General features: G+C 68.9%; 15 protein-coding genes. 5 read left to right on the top strand and 10 right to left on the bottom strand.

Annotated elements, in window-relative coordinates:
• Window positions 1-452: 452 nt before the first annotated feature.
• Window positions 453-725 carry an antitoxin gene (locus tag ACZ5MC_RS10825; protein WP_306600358.1) on the top strand — a complete coding sequence of 91 codons (273 nt, stop codon included), beginning with the start codon at window positions 453-455 and terminating at the stop codon, window positions 723-725.
• The gene (locus ACZ5MC_RS10820) at window positions 725-1,153 is read left to right on the top strand and encodes a type II toxin-antitoxin system VapC family toxin (protein WP_306600357.1); all 429 of its coding nucleotides are present in this window, start codon (window positions 725-727) and stop codon (window positions 1,151-1,153) included. The genes ACZ5MC_RS10825 and ACZ5MC_RS10820 overlap by 1 nt, the downstream gene beginning before the upstream one ends.
• Before the next feature lie 79 nt (window positions 1,154-1,232).
• Here the strand turns inward: ACZ5MC_RS10820 and ACZ5MC_RS10815 are convergent, their stop codons facing one another.
• From ACZ5MC_RS10815 to ACZ5MC_RS10800, 4 genes are all read right to left on the bottom strand, one after another.
• Window positions 1,233-3,506: a PAS domain S-box protein gene (locus ACZ5MC_RS10815; protein ID WP_464517714.1), complete on the bottom strand. Its 2,274-nt coding sequence runs from the start codon at window positions 3,504-3,506 to the stop codon at window positions 1,233-1,235.
• 297 nt (window positions 3,507-3,803) lie between these two features.
• Window positions 3,804-4,502: a type 1 glutamine amidotransferase domain-containing protein gene (locus tag ACZ5MC_RS10810; protein ID WP_306600355.1), complete on the bottom strand. Its 699-nt coding sequence runs from the start codon at window positions 4,500-4,502 to the stop codon at window positions 3,804-3,806.
• A gap of 806 nt (window positions 4,503-5,308) precedes the next feature.
• The gene (locus ACZ5MC_RS10805) at window positions 5,309-7,780 is read right to left on the bottom strand and encodes a Kelch repeat-containing protein (RefSeq protein ID WP_306600353.1); all 2,472 of its coding nucleotides are present in this window, start codon (window positions 7,778-7,780) and stop codon (window positions 5,309-5,311) included.
• A 214-nt stretch (window positions 7,781-7,994) separates the two neighbouring features.
• Window positions 7,995-8,876 (bottom strand): alpha/beta fold hydrolase, encoded by an 882-nt coding sequence (locus ACZ5MC_RS10800; RefSeq protein ID WP_306600352.1) that lies wholly within the window; start codon window positions 8,874-8,876, stop codon window positions 7,995-7,997.
• A 346-nt stretch (window positions 8,877-9,222) separates the two neighbouring features.
• On the opposite strand from ACZ5MC_RS10800, the gene ACZ5MC_RS10795 reads away from it, so the two are divergent.
• Together ACZ5MC_RS10795 and ACZ5MC_RS10790 are read left to right on the top strand one after the other, a co-directional pair.
• Window positions 9,223-9,636: a PleD family two-component system response regulator gene (locus ACZ5MC_RS10795; RefSeq protein WP_306600351.1), complete on the top strand. Its 414-nt coding sequence runs from the start codon at window positions 9,223-9,225 to the stop codon at window positions 9,634-9,636.
• A 147-nt stretch (window positions 9,637-9,783) separates the two neighbouring features.
• Window positions 9,784-9,933, top strand: coding sequence for a lmo0937 family membrane protein (locus ACZ5MC_RS10790; protein ID WP_306600350.1), 150 nt, complete (start codon window positions 9,784-9,786; stop codon window positions 9,931-9,933).
• 178 nt (window positions 9,934-10,111) lie between these two features.
• On the opposite strand, the gene ACZ5MC_RS10785 is transcribed toward ACZ5MC_RS10790, so the two are convergent.
• From ACZ5MC_RS10785 to ACZ5MC_RS10760, 6 genes are all read right to left on the bottom strand, one after another.
• Entirely contained in the window at window positions 10,112-12,124 is a 2,013-nt protein-coding gene (locus tag ACZ5MC_RS10785; RefSeq protein ID WP_306600349.1) for a fibronectin type III domain-containing protein, read from the bottom strand.
• Between the two features lie 216 nt (window positions 12,125-12,340).
• Window positions 12,341-13,267, bottom strand: coding sequence for a lactate/malate family dehydrogenase (locus ACZ5MC_RS10780; RefSeq protein ID WP_306600348.1), 927 nt, complete (start codon window positions 13,265-13,267; stop codon window positions 12,341-12,343).
• Window positions 13,268-13,341: 74 nt separating this feature from the next.
• Entirely contained in the window at window positions 13,342-14,790 is a 1,449-nt protein-coding gene (locus tag ACZ5MC_RS10775; protein ID WP_306600347.1) for an OmpA family protein, read from the bottom strand.
• 30 nt (window positions 14,791-14,820) lie between these two features.
• Window positions 14,821-15,099 (bottom strand): hypothetical protein, encoded by a 279-nt coding sequence (locus ACZ5MC_RS10770; protein ID WP_306600346.1) that lies wholly within the window; start codon window positions 15,097-15,099, stop codon window positions 14,821-14,823.
• Window positions 15,100-15,141: 42 nt separating this feature from the next.
• Window positions 15,142-16,602 (bottom strand): OmpA family protein, encoded by a 1,461-nt coding sequence (locus tag ACZ5MC_RS10765; protein WP_306600345.1) that lies wholly within the window; start codon window positions 16,600-16,602, stop codon window positions 15,142-15,144.
• 21 nt (window positions 16,603-16,623) lie between these two features.
• Window positions 16,624-18,390, bottom strand: coding sequence for an Ig-like domain-containing protein (locus ACZ5MC_RS10760; RefSeq protein ID WP_464517713.1), 1,767 nt, complete (start codon window positions 18,388-18,390; stop codon window positions 16,624-16,626).
• Window positions 18,391-18,826: 436 nt separating this feature from the next.
• Here ACZ5MC_RS10760 and ACZ5MC_RS10755 point away from each other — a divergent pair, with 436 nt between their 5' ends.
• Complete coding sequence (locus ACZ5MC_RS10755) at window positions 18,827-20,284, top strand: glycoside hydrolase family 130 protein (RefSeq protein ID WP_306600343.1); 1,458 nt, start codon at window positions 18,827-18,829, stop codon at window positions 20,282-20,284.
• Window positions 20,285-20,393: the final 109 nt, after the last annotated feature.

The following is a 20,393-nucleotide window of genomic DNA, read 5'->3' as shown; positions in this document are numbered from 1 at the left end:
GACTTACCGCTCCATTCTGCAACTACCCTATTATCAGTACTTCTTCGAACTTTCCTAACAGGCATCTCGAGGCTCCTGGGAAAAGTGGTGTCGGGGCATCCCCGCGTCACCATCAAGATCTCGGCCAGCGGCGTTCTTCACCGAAGTTCGGGGGCTCATGCAGGCACAGGGGGAAACGTTTCGTCTTGGAGCCGCGTCCGAAACCACGCTTCGAACTGCCAGGACTCGCAGCTTAAATGTCGTCGCCCGACCCCGCGTTTCTTTCAGTAAAGCCGCCCTCCTTCAACCTAGGTGCCGCCAGACCGACTCGAGTCAGCGGTAGCGCCCACAGCGCATCCATTATGCACTTGGCCGTTCCAGATTCTCCACCACAATGAGCCCTCGAGCATCCGGGGCACATGCCTCCTTGACAGTATATACTTCAGGTATATACATTCTCTTGGAGGCATTCCATGGCCACTTCAAAACCCGAACCCCTCGAACTCACGATCTTCAAATCCGGCAATTCAGCCGCCCTTCGCCTGCCCAAGGCCCTGGGCTTCGAACCTGGAGAAAGAGTGGTGGCTTTCCGCGATGGCGAAGCCCTGGTACTCCGGCATGCGGACACCCTTGGGTGGCCCCTGGGTTACTTCGATAGCTGGGAACCCTCGAGCATCGAACTTCCCGAAAGGGCGCCTGCCGGCGACAGGATGAAGCGCCTTTTCGGCGAGAAGGGCAGACTCTGATGGCCGGCTTCCTCCTCGATTCAAATTTCTGCATCGCATGTCTGCGTCGCAAGCCGTGGGCGATCAAAGCTCTTAGCAGTGTTCCCTTGAACTCCGTTGCCGTGTCCTCAATGACGTTGGGTGAATTAGTCCTGGGCGCGCACCTGGCCGACAAGCCGGATGTTGAACGGGCAAGGCTCGAGGCCTTTTTAAGACCGATCCCGGTTCTGTCCTTCGGCAGAGACGAAGCGATTCAATGGGCCAAGTTGGATGCCAGCCTCCGCAAGCAGGGAAACCGCATCGAAACGGAAGATGCCATCATCGCTGCCACGGCTATGGCTCAAGCCAAGGTTGTGGTCACCGGCAACACGAAACACTTCGGGCGTATCAGGGGGCTGAAACTTGCAGACTGGGAAAAGCAGCCCCCGACAGCTCTTCCCAAGCCCTGATCCCTGCGCTTCCCGCCGGGCCACCCTGGGGTGGCGCTGCCGCCCAAGCCGTTACCCATCAGGGTTCTTGAAGAGGCCCTCAGCGCCGCCCCAACTCCCCGATCTCGGTGATCTTCCGTCCCAGGTGGGCCTTGGAGAAGGGCTTGAGGATGCTCAGGGCGCGGCCGTCCCGAAGCAGGATCTCCCCCGTCTCCTCGTCCAGGAAGCCCGTGGCCATGAGCACCGGCAGACGCGGACGAAGCTGACGGAGGCCCTTGAGGGTGTCGACGCCGTTCATGCCGGGCATGTTCAGGTCGAGGATCACCAGGTCCAGGTCGTCGGCCGAGGCGATGCGGTCCAGGGCGGCCTGGCCCGAGGCGGCGGTGGCCACGGCGTGGCCCAGGACCTCGATGAGGTCGGGGATCGTCGACAGGATCAGGGCGTCGTCGTCCACCAGGAGGATCCGCAGGGGACCGGAGGGGAGCGGCTCGGGTTCGGGGACCGGCGCGGCCTCGGCCTGGGCGGGCCCCGCGGGCAGGCTGAGGGTCACCTGCGTGCCCTGCCCCGGCGCGCTCCGGATGGACAGGTTGCCGCCGTGGGCCTTGAGGGTGGCATAGGCCATGGACAGCCCCATGCCGGTGCCCTTGCCGATGGGCTTGGTGGTGTAGAACGGCTCCAGCGCGCGGGCCAGCACGGCCTCGTTCATGCCTTCCCCCGAATCCTCCACCTGCACCTCGACCGTGTCCGGCGGCACCACCCGCGTGCGCAGGGTCAGGGTGCCGCCCCCGGGCATGGCGTCCACGGCGTTCACGCACAGGTTCATGAGCGCGCTGGACAGCGTGCCCCCTTCGCCCATCACCCGGGGCAGGTTCTGCTCCAGGTCCATGACCAGATGCACCTTCTGCAGGGTGGTGCGGGCCAGGAGTTCCATCTCCTCGGCCACCATGGCGTTCAGGTCCAGGGATTCGGGCTCGCGCAGGTCCTTGCGGGCGAAGTGGGTCAGGCCCTTCACCAGGTCGCGGCCCCGGTGGCAGGCCCGGACGATGAGGCCCAGCCGCCCGTCCAGGAAGGCGTCGCCTTCGACGCGCCCGGCCACCGTCTCGGTCAGGGCCTGGATGGCCCCCAGGACGTTGTTCATGTCGTGGGCCACGCCGCTGGCCAGGCTGCCCAGGCTGTCCAGCTTCTGCATCTGGTGGAGCTCGGCGTCCAGCTTGCGCTGCAGGTCCTCGGCCGCGTGGCGCTCCCGGATATCCAGGGCCATGACCAGGAGGAGCTGGTCGGAACCCACCCGGAAGGCCTCGGCGAAGAACAGGCAGGGGAAGGTGTGGCCGTCCCGCGTGCCCACGGGCAGTTCCAGGTTCTGCACGCTCCCGCGGGTTCCCAGGGCCTCGATCATCCGGGCCCGCACCTCCGGCGAAAGGATCCCCAGCTCCACGGAGGTCCGCCCCAGGACCTCCTCCCGGGAGAACCCGAGGGCCTGGCAGTAGCGGTCGTTGACCTCCAGGAGGCGGCCGTCCTCCTTGCGGCTCAGGGAGGCCAGGAGGGGGGAGTTGTGGAAGGCCTGGTGGTACTTCTCCTCGCTGACCCGCATCCGGTCCTCGGCCCGCTTGCGGGCCGTGATGTCCCGGCCGATGCCCAGCACGCCCATGGGGCGTCCATCCGCGCCGAAGATGGGGGTCTTGATGGTCTCCAGGGATTCCCGGTGGCCGTCGTCCCGGAAGGTGATCTCCTCTTCGTTGGCCGTGGGGGCGCCGGTGGCCAGGGCCAGGCGGTCCTGCGCCCGGAAGCAGTCCGCCTGGTCCCGGTCCACGAAGTCGTAGTCGGTGCGGCCCAGGATCTCCGCCTTGGGCGCCCCGAAGAACCGCTCGAAGCGGTGGTTGCACTCCAGGTAGACGCCGTCGGGGTCCTTGAGCCAGACCAGGTCGGGGAGGGTGTCCAGGAGGGTCCGCAGGAAGGCGGCGTCCTTCTGGCGCGCGGCCTCGGCCTTCTTGATCTCGGTGAGGTCCCGGGCGTAGACGATGCGGGAGCGCGGCGTGCCGTCGGGATCGCGCACCAGGGTCGCGTCCACGAGGACCGGGAAGGCGCTGCCGTCCCTGCGCAGGTTCGTGGCCTCGAAGACCGCGTGGCCGTGGATCTCCAGCTCCCGGCGGATCTCGTCCAGGCGGGCCGACATGGGCGGGCCGAGGATCCGGCCCAGGTTCATGCCGGCCATCTCCTCGGGCGTGTAGCCCCGGGCCGTTGCGTAGGCCGGGTTCACCTGGAGCAGGTTGCCCGTGGCGTGGTCCACCATGGCCAGGGGCAGCGGGGAGGCCGCCACGGCCTCCCACCAGGGCTGCATCCTGGACGGGTCGGGGGCTGGGGGGGAAAGGGGCATCGCGATCCTTGCTTACGGGACAGGAGAAGGTCGTCGGGGCGGGAACCGCACGCCTTGGCCAATCCCGTCCAGGTTCATTATTCTCCAAGGCGAGGGTCATGGGGCACTCTTCTCCTCGGCGAGCCTCGGCCCCTCGGCTGCCTCGGCGATGCCATTTGTTTCACTCCCCTCCGGCGCGCGATGGCATTGCGCCGCAACTGGAATAAAAAAAGCATCGCCGAGGTGGCCGAGGGGCCGAGGCTCGTCGATAAAAGACTTTAAATTCAGTCATTTCAGGGAGGACACGACCGCAAGGAATCAGCGGCCGAAGGACGGCACCGGGGTGAGGCTCAGGAGCAGCGTCTTGGCCGCGGGTTCGGATGAAGCCGGATTCTGGCCTGTTATGAGTAAGCCATCGGTCATCACGTGGGGCTGCCATTCGGGTTCGCAGCTATACGCCCCGCCCTTCTCCTTGAGCATGTCCTCCACCAGGAAGGGCACGATGCCGTCCAGGCCCACCGCGAGCTCCTCCGCATTGGAGAAGCCGGTGACGGACCGGCCCTGGAGGATGGATTCGCCCTTGGGGGTCCGGGCATGGCGGAACACCCCCGGCGCGTGGCAGACGGCGGCCACGGGCTTTCCGGCGGCCAGCATGGCCTCGATGAGCGCGATGGAGGAGGCGTCCTCGGCCAGGTCCCACAGGGGGCCGTGGCCGCCCGGATAGAACACGGCGTCGAAGCCGGCGGGGTCCACGCCCGACAGGGGGCGGGTGTCCGCCAGCTGGGCCTGGGCGGCCGGGTCGGCCTTGAAGCGCCGGGTGGCGGCGGTCTCGGCGGAGGCGTCATCGCTCTTGGGATCCAGGGGCGGCTGGCCCCCTCGGGGCGAGGCGAGGGTGACGGCGACGCCCGCGTCCAGGAAGGCGTAGTAGGGGCTTGCGAATTCCTCCAGCCAGAAGCCGGTCTTCCTGCCGGTGGCGCCGAGCTGGTCGTGCGAGGTGAGAACCATCAGGATTTTCATGGACACATCCGGGAAGGGTGACGGGTTGGAGCGGTTTTGGGGCCGTGCGGGGCGCGGCCTCATCTGGGTCTATGCATGGGCCGTGCCACGTCCGCCACGGTGTCGGGCCCGTGAGGGCTTTCCGGGCCGGCCCCGATCCTGGCATGGGCCGGCCGGCCCCAGGCGGCGGGGAAGAGGGACGGCGTTCATCATCAAATAGGACCCCAGGACGGCCTGGATGTTCTGGTCGATCTCCTCGCGTTCCGATTCGGGAATTTCGTCCATCGGGATCACTCCTACGGCTGCAGGTCAGGAACCTGGAAACCCTGCTGGAGCAGGTTCCTGGCCAATCGCCTCGAATCCAGTCTGATGGGGTCGGCCTTCACTTTGATCGACCCGGACCTGCGAGGGACGGCCTTGAGTAGTTAATCCTTGATTCCCATCCAGGTAGGCGTTTGGCACAGCCTTCGCACTCAGGGGGGTCAACCCTGCGAAGGCTTTCCCGTCCAATCAGGTGAATACCTCACCGCCGCCCGGAAACGGCCCCTTTTCCGGTCATCCCTCCAGGAGGGTCCCCATGTGGAATTCAAGGCATGCCTTCATCTCATCCCGGTGTGCGTGGTGCGCCCGCATCTGGACCGGCCAGGAGTGGGTGGAGGAAAGGCGTCCCCAGGGGCGCGAGACCTACGCCCAGGGAATCTGCGTCGATTGCACGTCCATCCACTTCGCCGAGACCAGGGACCGGAAGCGCTTGAATGTGGAGCAGCACCGGATGCGTCCCGGGATGGTGGCAGGCCGCACAACCAAGTAGACGCCCATCCGGGGGTTCAGGGGTGCGGAACGGCGGGCATGTGGATTTCGGTGACGGTGTCACCCCCCGCGCCCGCGGTGGCCAGGACGGTGCCGTCCGCCAGCAGGGTGGCCGTGTGGTACATCCGCCCCGAGGCCAGGTCCCCGGTGGGGTTCCAGGTGCCCAGGGCCGGATCGTACACCTCGGTGGAGACCAGGAGGCCCCAGGCCTCCCAACCGCCCGAAACCAGCACCTTCCCCCCGGGGAGCAGCGTCGCCGCATGGTAGAGGCGGGCCGTGCCAAGGCTCCCCGTGGCGCTCCAGGTCCCGGAGGCCGGGTCGTAGACTTCCGCGCCGGCCAGGACCTGCCCGGCGCTGCCCAGGCCGCCGGCCACCAGGACGCGGCCGTCGGCCAGGAGCGTGGCCGTATGGCCGGTGCGGGCCGTGCCGAGGCCATGGGGATCCGCGGTCCAGGCCCCGGTGCCGGGGTCGAACAGCTCGACACTGGCCAGGGCCCCGAGGGCCGCTTCGCCGCCCGCGACGAGGACCCGGCCATCCGGCAGCAGGGTGGCGGTGTGGCCGCTGCGGGCCGTTCCCATGCCAGGGGCCTCGCTCCAGACGCCCGAGGCCGGATCATAGAGCTCGGCTCCGGACAGGGCGGTGTCGAAGGTATCCGTGCCTCCCGCCACCAGCACCTTGCCGCTGGACAGCAGGGTGGCGGTGTGGCCGGTGCGCGCCGCGCCCATGGGGGCCGCCGGGCTCCAGGTCCCCAGGGCGGGATCGAATAGCTCAACGCTGGCCAGGGCCCCGGCATCGCCCCCGCCTCCTGCGACGAGCACCTTGCCGCCGGGAAGGCGCGTGGCCGTGTGGCGGAGCCGGGCGGTGGCGAGCCCGGGCGTGCCACTCCAGAACCCCGTCGCGGGATCATAGATCTGGGCGCTGGCCAGGAGCTGGTAGTCGGTGTCCAGACCCAGGCCTCCCACCGCGAGGACCCTGCCGTCCTCCAGCAGGGTGGCGGTGTGGTAGGCGCGGGCCGTGCCCGTGCCTTGCGGGGCGGGGGTCCAGACACCCGCGCCGAAGCGTTCGGCGCTGGAAAGGGCGCCGGTGGGTCCCTCCCCGCCGGTCACCAGGACGGTCCCGTCGGCGAGCAGGACGGCCGTGTGGCCGCCGCGGGCGGTGCCCAGGGGCGGCAGGGCGGCCCAGGTCCCTGAACGGGGGTCGAAGCGTTCGGTGCTGCCCAGGGTGCCGTGGTCGTCGTTGCCCCCTGCAGCCACCAGGGTACCGTCAGGAAGCAGCGTGGCCGTATGGTCCGTCCGCGGCGTCCCCATGGGCGAAGCGGCCGCCCAGAGGCCCGTAGCGGGGTCGAAGCGTTCCGCCGAGGCCAGGACGCCGGCGGGCCCGTCGCCCCCCGCCACCAGGACGGCGCCGCCGGGGAGGAGGTTGGCCGTGTGGGAGCAGCGGGGCGAGGCCAGGCCCGGGCGGACCTCGGCCCAGCTCCGGACCGCGGGATCGAAGCGCTCCACGCTGGCGAGGGGGTTGCCCCGGGTGTCCATGCCGCCGGCCACCAGCACCGCCCCGGACAGCAGCACGGTCGCCGAGTGGGCCGCCCGTGCGATGGCCATGGCGGGCCCAGCGCCCCAGGCGCCCGCAGCCGGATCGTAGATTTCAAGGGAGGCGAGGGCCCCGCTGGAGCCCTCGCCTCCGGCCACCATCACCTTCCCATCGGGGAGCAGGCAGGCCGTATGGAATTGGCGCGCGGTGGCGAGGCTGGCCGTGGCCCGCCAGGTCGCCGTCGCCGGATCGTAGATTTCAGCGCTGGCCAGAAGCGCATTGGGAGCCGACCCTCCGGTGACCAGGACCGTCCCATCCGCCAGCAGGGTGGCCGTGTGGAAGCACCGGGCCGTCCCCAGGCTCGCGGTGGCGGCCCAGGTGCCGGTTGCGGGATCGAAGAGCTCGGCGCCGGCCAGGGCCTGGCCATAGGCATCATGACCGCCGGCCACGAGCACCCGCCCGCTTAACAGGCGGGTGGCCGAGCCATGGGCGTGGACGTGGACCGGTCCGCCGTTCTTCACCAGCCACGTGCCCGTCTGGATGCTCACGGTCCGGGAGCCGGTGGCGTACTGGCCCGCCGGGCCCTGGACCTGGGCTTCGACCTGGAAGGTGCCGGGGGACGTGCCTGCGGCAAAGCCAACCACCGCGCCGGAAGCCCCGGTGACCAGGACGCCCGAGGCGGTGGCGGGGACGACCGACCAACGATAGGTCATGCCGGCCTGATCGGGAACGCTGGCCTTCATCCAGTGGTCCCCGGGGTGGGTGGAGGCGGGAAGGTAGACATCGGCGACGGGTGGCGCGGGCGGCGGACCGGGGGTCGCCGGCTCCTTCCCTCCGCCGCCTCCCGAGCAGGCGGGAGCGAGGATCAGCAGGCCGAGCATCGCGGCCAGGAGGACCCGCCTCGGGGATCCGATGGCCGGCTTCCCGAAGGTTCGTTCGCGATCCGTGGACTCCGCCATCTGGGGGCCTCGTGGGGGGAGAGGGACAAGGAGGACAGTGCTGCGGACAAAAATAGGGCAACAACCGTTCCAATGCCGCAAAAAGACCACCCGCGCACGGATCCTGTGGGGCCGGGCACCGGATCCTCCCCGGGTTGACCTGGGTTTCACGTCAGATTGGAGTACCCGTCATTCATCCTGATCGATTCGTCCCACCCCCCGCCTGCCACCGGGTTCAGCGCTGGGAGATCCCCTCCATGCCCGACACGTAGCTGAACCGGTTCGAGGAAGAGGCGTGCTTACGCACGAAGGCGAGGAGATCCTCATCGAGCCGGTCCGCCATCGTGTCGGCCAGGCCGTGGGAGCCGCCCCGGTAGATCACCAGCACCGCGTTCCGAACCAGCCGTGCGGCCGCCTGGGACGCGGCCTCCAGGGGCACGATCTGGTCATCGTCCCCGTGGATGATCAGGGCCGGCACATCGATCTTCCGGAGGTCGTCCGTGAAGTCCGTTTCGGAAAAGGCCCGGATGCATTCGAGCTGGTTGAGGAGCCCTCCCCGCATGCCCTGCGCCCAGAAGGCGTCCCGCACGCCCTGGCTCACCTGGGCGCCCGGCCTGTTTGCGCCGAAGAACGTCTCCGTGAGGTTCCGGTAGAACTGGGAGCGGTCGGCGAGGACGCCGGCGCGAATCCCGTCGAAGACCTCCATGGGCAGGCCGCCGGGATGGGCCTCGGTCCGGAGCATCAGGGGCGGCACCGCGCCCACCAGGACCACCCCGGCGAGCCGGTGGGTGCCGTGGCGGCCCACGTACCGGGCCACCTCGCCTCCGCCCGCGGAATGGCCCACCAGCGTGACCTGATCCAGGTCGAGCGCCGAGAGGAGCTGGGACAGGTCGTCCGCATAGGTGTCCATGTCGTTGCCCGTGGCGGGCTGGCTCGAACGGCCGTGGCCTCGCCTGTCGTGGGCGATGCAGCGGCACCCGTGGGACGCCAGGTGGACCATCTGCCGTTCCCAGGCGTCCCCGCTGAGGGGCCAGCCGTGGCTGAAAACGACGGGGCTGCCGGAGCCCCAGTCCTTGTAGTAGATCTCCGTACCGTCCTTGACCTTGAGCATGCCCATGGTACCCACTCCTCGATGCCGCCCGCCCCGGGGATCGGGGCGGCAGGCCCAGGAGGCAGCAATTCCCGTTCCGGCCCGGCCCCGGGGCGGGACGGGAGGCGGGCTCTCCTCCAGCGGGGCGGAACCTTCCGTCCCTGCGCCGAAAGGCCGGTGTGGGGCACGGGTTCATCGATTTGATGGTCGTGTCTTCAAATTGATGAGACTGCCGGGAACCCTTTCCGTCAGCCGCACCTCATCCAGACCACTTACGGTATGGCACATCGCATGCATTGACGGCCTATCCTCCAGCGCGGGATGCGGCCGAGTCCGTCCCCACACCTGGGCCCAACCTTCAGCGGGTGAACCCATGCATATCCTGTTGGCCGAAAACCAGGCTCTGAAAGGATCCGCGGTACAGTCCCTGCTCGCCCTGGCGGGCCACCTCGTCACCCGGGCCGACTCCCCCGCCCACGCGCTGACCATCCTGGATTTGGGCGCCTTCCCGATGGTGATCATCCACGGCCGGGAAGCGGACTGGGATGGGCTGGAGTTCTGCCACGAGATCAAGGCCCGGCAGCGGGACCATTACATCTACACCCTCGTCCTGGCCGAGCCCGGCCAGGAGGCCGACGGAATTGGGGTCGACGACCTCCTCGACAGCCCCTTCGACGGGCGGACCTTCCTGGCCAGCCTCGCGCTGGCCGAACGCTGGCTCAACAAGCACGGCGCCCCGCTCTTCCCGGGCCTCCCGTTCTCGGACATCGGCCACGTCTGCGCCTGAGAAGACCCGCTTGGACACGCGCCCGCTCCCGTTTCTCCGGAACCGCTCAAGCCGTTACAGATGAGCCTCTTACCTAACTGGACCGGCAATTGCCCTCTCCACGACGCGAGGAGGCCGTTCCACCCCTCCCAAGGAAAAGGAAACCCCATGCTCTGGACCCTCGCAGTCGTTCTCATCGTGCTCTGGGCCCTGGGCCTGGTCAGTTCCATCGCCCTGGGCGGATTCATCCACCTGCTCCTCGTGGTGGCGGTCATCGTCATCCTCATCCGCGTCATCTCCGGACGTCGCGTCGGCTAGATGCCGCTCCTCCTGTTGGCAGGTTTCGTGGTGACCCGATCGGTCCTCCTGCAGGCGATGTTCCTGCTCATGACCCTGGGCGGCCTGGGTTTCATCTACCTCACCCGGGAGAAGAAATAGAGCCTGGCCCGGCAGTGCCGGCCGGGAGCGGGGGCCTTCCATGGGATGGGGCAGCCCCTCAGGGCGTCTGCTCATGCCAGTCCACGGCCGGCGAGCTCTGGAGGAGGATGTGCAGGCGGCCGCCGGAATCGAAGCCCGTGCGCAGGAGGGAACGGTAGGCTGCGGTGGAAGGCAGGGATCCCCCGGTCCAGCCCTGGGGGGTCCTCACGTACACCAGGGGACCGCGCTCGGAGGTGGCCGCGATGGCGAGGCGGGATCCGTCCGGAGTGATGGCCGCGTCGAACGTTTCGAAACTGTCGAAGGCGTCGACCAGGACGGAGGGCTGCCAGACGCCGGCCACCTTGGCTTTGGCCCGGAGCTGGAGGTAGCCCGGCGCGCCGTACGTCACGCTTTCAAAGATGAACCAGGCGTTGTCCGGATCCAGCCAGAGGCATTTGCCTGAGCTGAGGTTGGAGGTGAAGTTCGCATCCGTGACGGCCAGGGAGGTCCATGTTCCATCATTCGACCGGACCATTTCCAGGAGGCTGTCGTATTGGGGGAGCATGACGTGGGGCCGGCCGGCGGGGTCGAGGCCGAACATGGGGGCGTCCCAGCCGCTGACCCCCGCCAGGCTGGCGCCGATGGACTCGGAGGTCCAGGTCCCACCCTCCCGGGTGAAGTAGCGGAGGCTCGCCCAGTTCATGGAACCGGTCCCCCCCGAGGCCACGACCTTCGGAGTGCCTGCGGGATCGATGCAGATGAGGGGGAAGTAGCCGAACCCGGAACCGTCGTACGCGGTGATCTTTTCCGAGGACCATCCCTGGCCGTCGAACCAGGCGTGGACGAGGGCGGCCGGGAGGGCCGCTGCGGTCTTCGAGGAGCCATGGACCATGTGGGGAATCCCCTGGACGTCCGCGGCCAGGAAGCCGTTGCCCACGAGCGCCGCAGAGGTGATCGTCCAGGGATTCCAGGCTGCCCCGGGCGGCGGGAAGACGGAGAAGAAACCGTACCCGGACTGGCCGGCGATCCAGGTTCCCGAGGGCGTCAGGACGGCCGCATTGGCGAGGTCGGGCACGGTCGTCAGGGGCGTGCTCTGGAGCACCGGCGCGCCCGGCGGGTCCAGGGGGTAGCCGCCCACGGAGCCGCCCAGGGTGATCCGGGAGCCTTGGGAGACCCGGATGCTGTACGTATAGTGCCCCGGGCGCAGGTTCCCGTCGCGGTACGCGGTGGCCGTCGGGGCCAGGGTGGCCAGCACGTCGGTGCCTGCCGCCGCGACGGGGCTGCGCGTGATCTGGATGGCGGTGGCGGTGGTGCTGTGGTTCGTCCAGGTGAGGTTGAGGGCGCCCAGTTCCGGGACGCAGGCAAGCCCCGTGGGAGCGAAGGGCCCCACGGACTGGATCCAGCTCAGCTGGGGCTCACTGGACACAACGCCGCAGGTGTTGGTCCCACGGTAGCGGTAGTTCACGGACTCCTGCACCTGGGTGTCGGTCCAGGTGCCGCTGGCGGCGGGAAGCTCGGCGAGGCGGGTCCAGGCGCCGATGGCTTCGCCATTGGCGTCCACCGTGGCGCGTTCCAGGATGATGCCGGTGGCCATGTAGGAGGACTGGCCCAGGGTGACCGCGATCTCCAGCTTGTCGGGCGAGGCCGTCGCGAAGACGTACGACAGGGGATTCAGGGGTGTCGTGAAGGAGGCCGTGTTCGAGTAGCCGCCGTACGTCGTGCCCGCAAAGGACCGCATCCGGAAGGTGAAGGTGTCGAGTTCCCGGGGGACGGTCGAGGTCGTGAGGAGGGCCGACGTGTAGGCGGCGGGAATGAGGGTGGTGTTGAGCTTCGTGAAGGCCTGGCCCTGGAGGCACCCCTCCAGGTCGTAGCCGTCCACCGTGGCGGCCGGGGGCGTCCAGGACACCGTCACCTGGTAGTTCGAGGGGGAATAGGCCACCGTCACGTTCGAGGGGGCGGGAACACTCGGAAAGACGGGGTTTGGCGCGGAGGAACCGCCACCGCCGCCGCACGACAGCATGAGCGCCACGATCGCGGCGCCCAGGAACGCCGGGGGGCGGAAGGACAGGTCGGTGGTGGCGTCAGGAATCATGGCAGTCCTCGGATGCGGGTCCAATGGACAGCGCCTGGCCGGACCAGGCGGAGCGAAGGCTGGGGCAGAAGGAATCCCAAAGTATGGCACCAAACGGGAGCACCGGGATGGGCGGGGCCGCCTCCAGGCCCTGATGAACCCCCAATACCTACCGGCCTCCTCCCCGGAATTCATTCAATCCGCATTCGGCGAACTTCGGCACCCGACGATCGGAATTCAGGGATCCCTGGGCTGCCCCATGCTCCCGATGGCTTCGGCAATGAGCACCGCGCTGGCGTCCAGGGCCTTCCGTTCATCCATGGAAAGAGAAGGGATCAGCGTCCGTTCGATCCCGGCCGCGCCCACGATCCTTGGCAGCGAATAGCAGCTTCCGCCCTGGGGGGCGGACACGGTGAGCAGGGTGCGCTCGTCGTCCCTCACGGCCCGCAGGATCTGGGTGATGGCGCCGCCGATGCCGTAGCTCGTGCAACCCTTGCCGTCGATGATGCGGGCCGCGGCGTGGCGGACCTCGCCGTCGATGCGGGTCCTGGCCTCGGGCGTCAGGGGGCGGCCCACCTGGTCGGCGAACGCCTCCAGGGGAATCCCCCCGACCGCCACCGAGGACCAGGCCAGCACTTCCGAATCCCCGTGCTCGCCCAGGACGTATCCGTGGACCGACCCGGGCGCGACCCCGAGATGCCGGCCGAGGCTGCAGCGGAACCGGGCGGTGTCCAGCACGGTCCCCGTCCCAAGGACCCTGCCCGCGGCCTTCCCGGAGGCCTTCCAGACCAGGTCGGTGAGCGCGTCCACGGGGTTGGAGACCACCAGCAGGAGGGCGCCGGGGGCCCGCTCCATGATCTGGGGCACGACCAGCCCGAAGATGACCGCGTTGCGGGTGAGGAGCTCCGTGCGGGACTCGCCGGGGCGCTGGCGGACCCCGCAGCAGAGGGCGACGGCCCGCGCCCCCTCGAGCTGGGCATACCCCGCCGCCGCGATTCGCACGGGGCTGGCGAAGGGGGTCGCGTCGGCCAGGTCCTCCGCCTGGGCCCGCGCCAGGGCCTCGTCCGGGTCGATGAGCACCAGCTCGCTCGCGACTCCGCTCATGATCATCGCGTAGGCCGCGCAGCTGCCCACCGATCCGGTTCCCACCACACCCACTTTCATGGTCGACTCCTCGCGAAAGATGAAGGGCGCCGCGTCCCGAAGGACCCGGCGCCCCGCATCGGTGTAGTGGAAGGTTAGGACTTGGCTTCCGCCATGCCAGCCCCGGTGACCACCAGCTCCACGCGCCGGTTCTCCTTGCGGCCGGTATCCGTGGTGTTGGGGGCGATGGGGTCCGCCTCGCCGTACCCCTTGGAGGTGATGGCATCGGGCGCCACGCCCTGGCTCACGAGGTACTCGCGGGTGGTCTGGGCGCGGGCTTCGGAGAGCTTCTGGTTGAAGGCCTCGCCGCCCGTGCTGTCCGTGAAGCCGTCCACTTCGATCCGCAGGCCCTTGTGGGTCGAGAGGATGCCCGCGACCTTGGCCAGCTTCTCCCGGGCTTCGGGAACCAGGGTCGACTTGCCGGTGTGGAAGAGCATCCCCGACATGTTGACGATGAGCCCGCGGGCAGTGGAGCGGGTCTTGAGGACAGCGCTCAGCTGATCCATCAGCCGGGTCCGGAGGCCCTCGTTCTCGCTCGCCATGGCCTCGGCCTGGCGGTTGGAGGCGTCCTTGGCCTGGGCCGCGGCGCTGGCCGCATCCAGGGCGGCGGTGGCGGCGTTGGCGTTGGCCACCTGGGTGGCGCGGTTGGCCTCATCCAGCCGGCCCTGGGCCAGGCTCTTGTCCATGGCGATCCGCTCCTCGTCCTGGCGCGTGGCCGCGATGGCCCGGGCGTCCTCGGCGCGCTGCACGGCTTCCCGGGCGTTAAGGACCCTGCCCTTCCTGCCGCCCTCGTCCGTCTCGGCCAGCTTGAGGTAGGACTCGGCCTTGAGGTAGGCCTCCGGGGCGAAGGCGTTGGCACCGGCGCCCTTGGCAATCTTCACGGCGTTGCGGGCCTGGTAGACCTCGAAGGGCGTCTTGCCGTCCATCTGGACGGGTTCGGCGTTCTGCAGGTTCAACGCGTACTGGCCGCGCTTGAGCAGCTCGTACTTGGCGTCGATGACCTCGACCTGGCCCTTGGTCTCCTTGCCCATGACGTTCTCCATGATCACGGCGTCGCTGGGCCGGGTCACGGCGAAGTAGGGCTCGGCGGTCACGATCAGCCCGAAGGACTGCATGGGTTCCGTGGCCTTGACCTTGGCTTTGCCCTTCTTGACGACCAGTTCGCCCAGGTTGGTGGGCCGGCCTTCGGGGGAGATGCCCCAGAGCACGTAGGTGAGGTACTCGCCGCCGAACCCGGAGGCCGTGGGCAGGTTCTTGACCTTGAGGGTGACCTGGAGGCCGCCGTCCTCGTGCTTGACCTTGGCCTCGCCCTCGGCCATGGGGGCCAGGGCGGTGCCCTTGAGTTCCACTTCTGTGGAGCCCTTGAGTTTGCTGTAGTTGATGGCCTTGGCCGAGCCCTGGACGATGGAGATGCGGTAGAGGGGCTGGGCGGTGGAGGGCGTTTCGGCCCCGGGCCGCTGGGCCGGGGTGGAGAGGATCACGGGGGTCTGGGCCTGCATGATCAGGACCGCCGTGGCGAAGGGGACTGTCTTCCAGAGATTCATTGGGTTGCCTTTCTTGGCAGGTGGGCGGGTTCAGCCGCGCAGGTCGGTGGCGGCATCCGAGAAGCCGCGCTTGATGTCGTTGCTGGCGAGGGCGGTGCGTTCCCGGGTCGTGTCCCAGGCGTCGCTGGCGCCCTGGGCGAGGGCGGTGGCCTTGGCCTGGGCCATCTCGGCGAGCGTCTTGAGCTCGGCGAGGCGCTCGGGGCCGGTCTTGCGGGTGGTGAGGGCCACGACGGCGGCGCCGATGGCGGCGCCCCCGAGGAAGGCCAGCAGGATGCCGGCGTAGCCGGTGGCGGTGGATTCGTTGGTCATGATGCGCTCCTTGGGTGGTTGGGTGGAGGGTTGCTGCATCCCCTATTTGGGGTAATTGAAGATGATGTTGACCCTGCGGTTCTCCTGCTGGCCCGCGAAGGTGGAGTTGTAGGCGTAGCGGCGTTCGTCGCTGAAGCCTTCGGCGGTGAGGCGGTCCCGGGCGATGCCGAATTGGGTGGAGAGGCGATCCACGACGTTCAGGGCCCTGAGCTTGGAGAGCTCGGCCATGCGGGCGGAGTCGCCCTTGAGGTTGGCGGTGTGCCCCTCGACGGTGGCGGTCACGCGGGGGTTGGCCTTGAGGAACGTGGCCACCTTGAGCAGCTCGCTGTCGTATTCGGGCCGCACCTCGGCGCGATCCTCGTCGAACTCCATGACCATGGCCATGGTGATGCGGGCCGGAACCACCGTGAGGCCCTCGATGTCCGTGGCGCAGACGATGACGGCGTCGATGCGCCGGTTCTGGCGCTTGCCCTCCTCGGTGTCGTTGCTCGCGAGGGGGTTCGCCTCGCCGAGGCCCACGGCCGTGAGCCGGGCCGGCGCGATGTGCAGGGAGTCCACCAGGTAGGCGACCACCGCGTCCGCCCTGCCCTTGCTCAGCTTCAGGTTGTGCTCGGAGGTGCCCACGTTGTCGGTGTGGCCTTCGATCACGGCCGTGGTGGCCGGATACGTGGTCATGAACCTGCCCACGACCGCCAGCTTCTCCTTGTCCTCGCGCAGGATGTCATCGCTGTCGATGTCGAACTGGAGATCCAGGAGGCTGCAGTACACCTGCGTGCGGACGGGAGGGGGCGGCGGCGGAGCCGGAGCCGGCACCGCCGCGGGGACTTCGGCCCTGGGGGGGACGTAGGCGGGCGCGGGAACGGCCGCATGGCGTCCGAACCGGACCAGCAGGCCCAGGGAGGCCAGGTCCAGGTCGCCCTTGGTGCCGACGGGATCCGAGATTCGATAGCGTTCCAATTCGGCCCGCAGGCTGACGCTCCGGGTGAAATCGTACTGGAGTCCGCCGCCGAACGTATAGTTCGCCCGGTCCTTGCCCAGCCGGGGGCGGGTGATGGCCACGGCGCCGGTGCCGTCGAAGGAATCCTTCACCGAAGCGTAGTTCACGCCGAGGCGGCCGAAGGCGGAGAATTTGTCCGTGAAGGGCAGGCTGACCACGCCGTCGAGGCTGGCGCCCTGGGCCTTGAGGCGCCCGTCCAGGGTGCCCGGGGGCAGGGTGTCCGCGCGGAAATCGAATTTCCCGAGGTTGAAGTAGCCGCCCTCCAGGGCGAAGTAACGGTTGAACGCGTACCCTGCGAAGACCTTGTAGCCCAGGTCGCGCTCGTGCTCACGGAAGCCGGTGGTGGTGAAGCCGGCCCCCAGGAGGCTGGACGTGATCTGCCCGTTGTCGATCCGGGAACGGGCCTGGCCGACATTGGCCCCCAGGTACCAGCCGGGATCCTGGGCGGCCGCGAAGGAACCCCCCGCGAGAGCCAGCGCCAGTAGGCCGAGACATTGCGATTTCATGTATTGCTCCTTGGTTGGGAATTACCGGGTGGGCACGTTAATGGTGTTGGCATCAAGGGCGATGGTTCCTGCCGTGGCGGCGCCCGCGAGGATCCGCCCGTGGACCGTGGCCCCGGTGGCGCCGGTGACATTGCGTCCCGCGAGGATGGTGCCGTAGAAGACGGTGTTCACGCCGACGGTGGCGTCCAGGGCGGGCACCCAGAAGATGTTGGCGGCCCGCGCCCCGTTGGCCAGGATCATGCTCGCGCCCGACGTCATCGAGGAGCCGATCTGGAAGATCCAGACGGCGTTCACATTGCCGCCGCCATCCAGGGTGAGCGGGGTGGAGACGAGCAGGGTGCTGCCGGTGGTGTAGGTGCCCGGGGGGATGCCCAGGGGGTAGGCCGCGCCCAGGTCGGCGCCGGCGGCCACCGTGGTGCCGGGCGGCAGCGCCCTGGCGCTGGTGAAGGCGGCCAGGAGGCCGGCACGGGCCTGGGCGGCCACGGCGTCGTCCACGTGGAGCGTGCCGTTGATGGTGCCCGGCGGGAACCCGGTGATGGAGGTGCCTGGATCCAGGGACACGTCCCCGTTGATGGTGGTCGCGCCCGTGCTGGCGATGGCTGACGTGGCCATGATCCCGAAGGACCCGGCGGCGCCCAGGGCCACGCCCGCGGGGGCCGTCAGGGCCGTCCCGGTGGTGAAGGACCAGGGGTCGGGCAAGGTGCCCGCGGCCAGCGCGTTGCCGGAGAGGTCCCGGGCGCCGGCGACGGAGGCGGTGTAGGTGGTGCCCGGGAGCAGGTTCACGCTGGGCGTGAAGGCCGCCGTGCGCGTGGGGGCGTCATAATCCAGGGATCCGGGCAGCGGAGCGCCGCCGGCGGGCTGCAGCGTCATCAGCAGGCCGGAGACGTCCATGGCCTCGCTGAACTGTGCGGTCACGGCCGTGCCCAGGGCGACGGAGCCCGCCCGGTCCGCCGGGAATTCCAGGATGAGCGTGGGCGCCACGGCATCGAAGGCCGAGGCGGTGGTGAAGGACCACACGTAGTCGCTCGACGCCGGCAGGGCGGCCGTGTTGCCGGCCAGGTGCAGGCCCGCCAGGTTGGTGGAGGCGGCGCTGACGGTCGCGGTGTAGGTCGTGGCGGGCAGGAGGGGCGCGGACGGGGCGAAGGTCACGGTGCGGGTGGCCACGGAGTAGCTCACCGAACCCGCCGTGGCGACGCCCGCGGCCGTGACGGTGAAGGCCGCCGCGGGCAGGGTGGCGGGGTCCATGTCCTGGGTGAAGGCCGCGTTCACGGAGACGGTGCCGGCGGGCGCCGAGGACGCGGGGAGGGTGGAGGCGACCCTGGGCAGGGTCACGGACAGGTAGGGTCCCGTGTCGAAGGTTCCCGACCAGGGGGAGGGCATCGCCAGGCCCGTGGCGGCGCTGCGCACGCCGGCGACGGTGGCCGTGTAGGTGGCATTCGGCGCGAAGGACGCCGCGGCGGCCAGGGTGAAGGTCGCCAGGCGCCCCGTGGCGTCCAGCGCCACCGTCCCGGCGGGGTTCAGGCCCGGCGCGGCCACGGTGAAGGTGGCGCCGCCGGTGAAGGGGCCGATGGGCTGGTTGAACTGGAGGGTGATCATCCGGAGGTTGGCGGGGACGCCCGTGGACCCGCTGGCAGGGGCCATGGCCGTGACCATGGGGAGCATCGCGGCCACGCCGGGGCCGCCCAGGATGGCGTCCCGGTTTCCGGAACCGCACCCCAGGGCGACCAGGATCAGCAGCAGGGCCGTGGCCCCGGCGAGGGGGAGGAAGTAGGGATTCGACTTGGACAAGGGTTCACCTGGGCAAGGGTCTGGAACGACCGCGGCACCCGGGCGCCGGATTCGGCACCGGCAGGGCTCCATGGCCTGGAGAAAGGGTTCGGAAGGCTCGTCCACCGAGCGTGGAATGCCTCGACCCCTCCTACGTGCAGTTCCTGTGCCACTATCTAACTAGGTGCATAACCTTGCATTTGGGAATACATGGTCCAACCACCCCGCGGCCCTTCCCAGTCAGGATGATGGAGTGCCTCCTCCAAATCGAGGGAAACGGCGCAGGACCCGCCGGCGGACGAATTCGATGGCGCCCGCTCGCGCATGACTGTAGGTTGAACCGGAAGAAGGGCAGCGCCAGCACAACCCGAGTGGCACCTCCGCCAAGGGTTGCAGCATCCACTGGGGCCTCCGTCCCGCGCCCTTCTTCCGAGCGGCCCGCCGCAGATCGGTTTCCATGCCAGCCATCTCCATCCGGAACCACAAGGTGACCTACCTTCCGCGGAGCGCCCGCGTGATCCTGAGGCCCTTCATCCCGTCCAGCTTCCTGCGCATCACGACCATCATCGGACGGGCCCTCGCCCTGGGCGAGGAGGAGGCCTGCGGCATCCTCGAGGCCATCCTCGTGGACTTCGAGAAGCGGCATTTCGGCATCGAGGCGAACCTGCTCGCCAACTACCGCAAGGTGCTGCCCCACGTCTTCACGGACCTGCCCCTGTCCCGGGAGCGCCAGCTGCTCATCGGGGCCCTCTTCTCGGGCGAGTACGCGCTGGAGTCCGCCGCCCTCTTCAATCCCTCCATGGTCCCCCACCCCGACCAGGGCGGCCTCCCCGAGGGGGCCCTGCGGTTCATCCTGAGCCTTCGGGCCACCGGCGAAGGCCATGTTTCCTCCATCGAGTTCCGGAGCGGGGTCATCGGCCCCGGCGGGGGGATCAAGGCCGATCCCCTCTCCCGCCTGGTGAGCCAGCCCGAGATCGAGCCCAACCCCGGCTACCGGAAGTCCCCGTTCATGATGAAGCTCCATGAGATGGGCTTCGAGAACCGGCACTCCGCCGCCGTCCTGGAGACGCTGGGAGAGGGCTTCGACCGCGAGGAGCTCAACCGGAGCCTCACGCGCATCCGGCGGGAATCGCGGCCCGTGCCGGCCGATCTCGAGAGCACGCTCAAGTGCATCCAGTGGCTGGCGGATTCCAACTACGAGCTGCGGTTCCAGCCCGAGCTGGCCCTGTGCGAGCGCGTCATCTTCCCGGTGTCGGCCAACGAGAGCAACGGCATCGAGGACGCGCGGTTCGTGCGCCTGGTGGAGGACGACGGGTCGGTGATGTACTACGCCACCTACACGGCCTACAACGGCCACGCCATCCTGCCCCAGCTCATCGAGACCCAGGACTTCCTCCACTTCCGGGTGCTCACCCTCAACGGCACCGCCGTGCAGAACAAGGGCATGGCCTTCTTCCCCCGGCGCATCGGCGGCAACTACGCGATGCTGAGCCGGCAGGACGACGAGAACCTCTTCATCATGTTCTCGGACAATCCGCACTACTGGGCCGACGCCAAGCTGCTCCTGCGGCCGGCGGAACTGTGGGAATCCGTGAAGATCGGCAATTGCGGGTCGCCCATCGAGACGGAGGCCGGGTGGCTGGTGATCACCCACGGCGTGGGGCCGATGCGCACGTACTGCATCGGCGCGGTCCTGCTGGACCTCGAGGATCCCACGAAGGTCATCGGCCGATTGCGCGAGCCTCTGCTGACGCCCCAGGGCCTGGGGCGCGAGGGCTACGTTCCCAACGTGGTCTACAGCTGCGGGTCGCTGGTGCACGGGCGGGACCTGATCCTGCCCTACGCCATGAGCGACCGGATCGCCACCATCGCCAGCGTCTCGCTGGACGAGCTGCTGGCGGCGCTGAAGCGATAGGAAACCCGCCGGGTTCGGGGAGACCCTGCTCTGCTTTTCCCGGCGATCCTCGGCTCCTCGGCCACCTCGGCGATAAATTCATTTCCTGCCTCTGCCGCGCATCCAGTCA

The organism is Mesoterricola sp. JemC181 (genome assembly GCF_055384585.1).
This window is presented reverse-complemented; position numbering and strand designations above follow the sequence as displayed.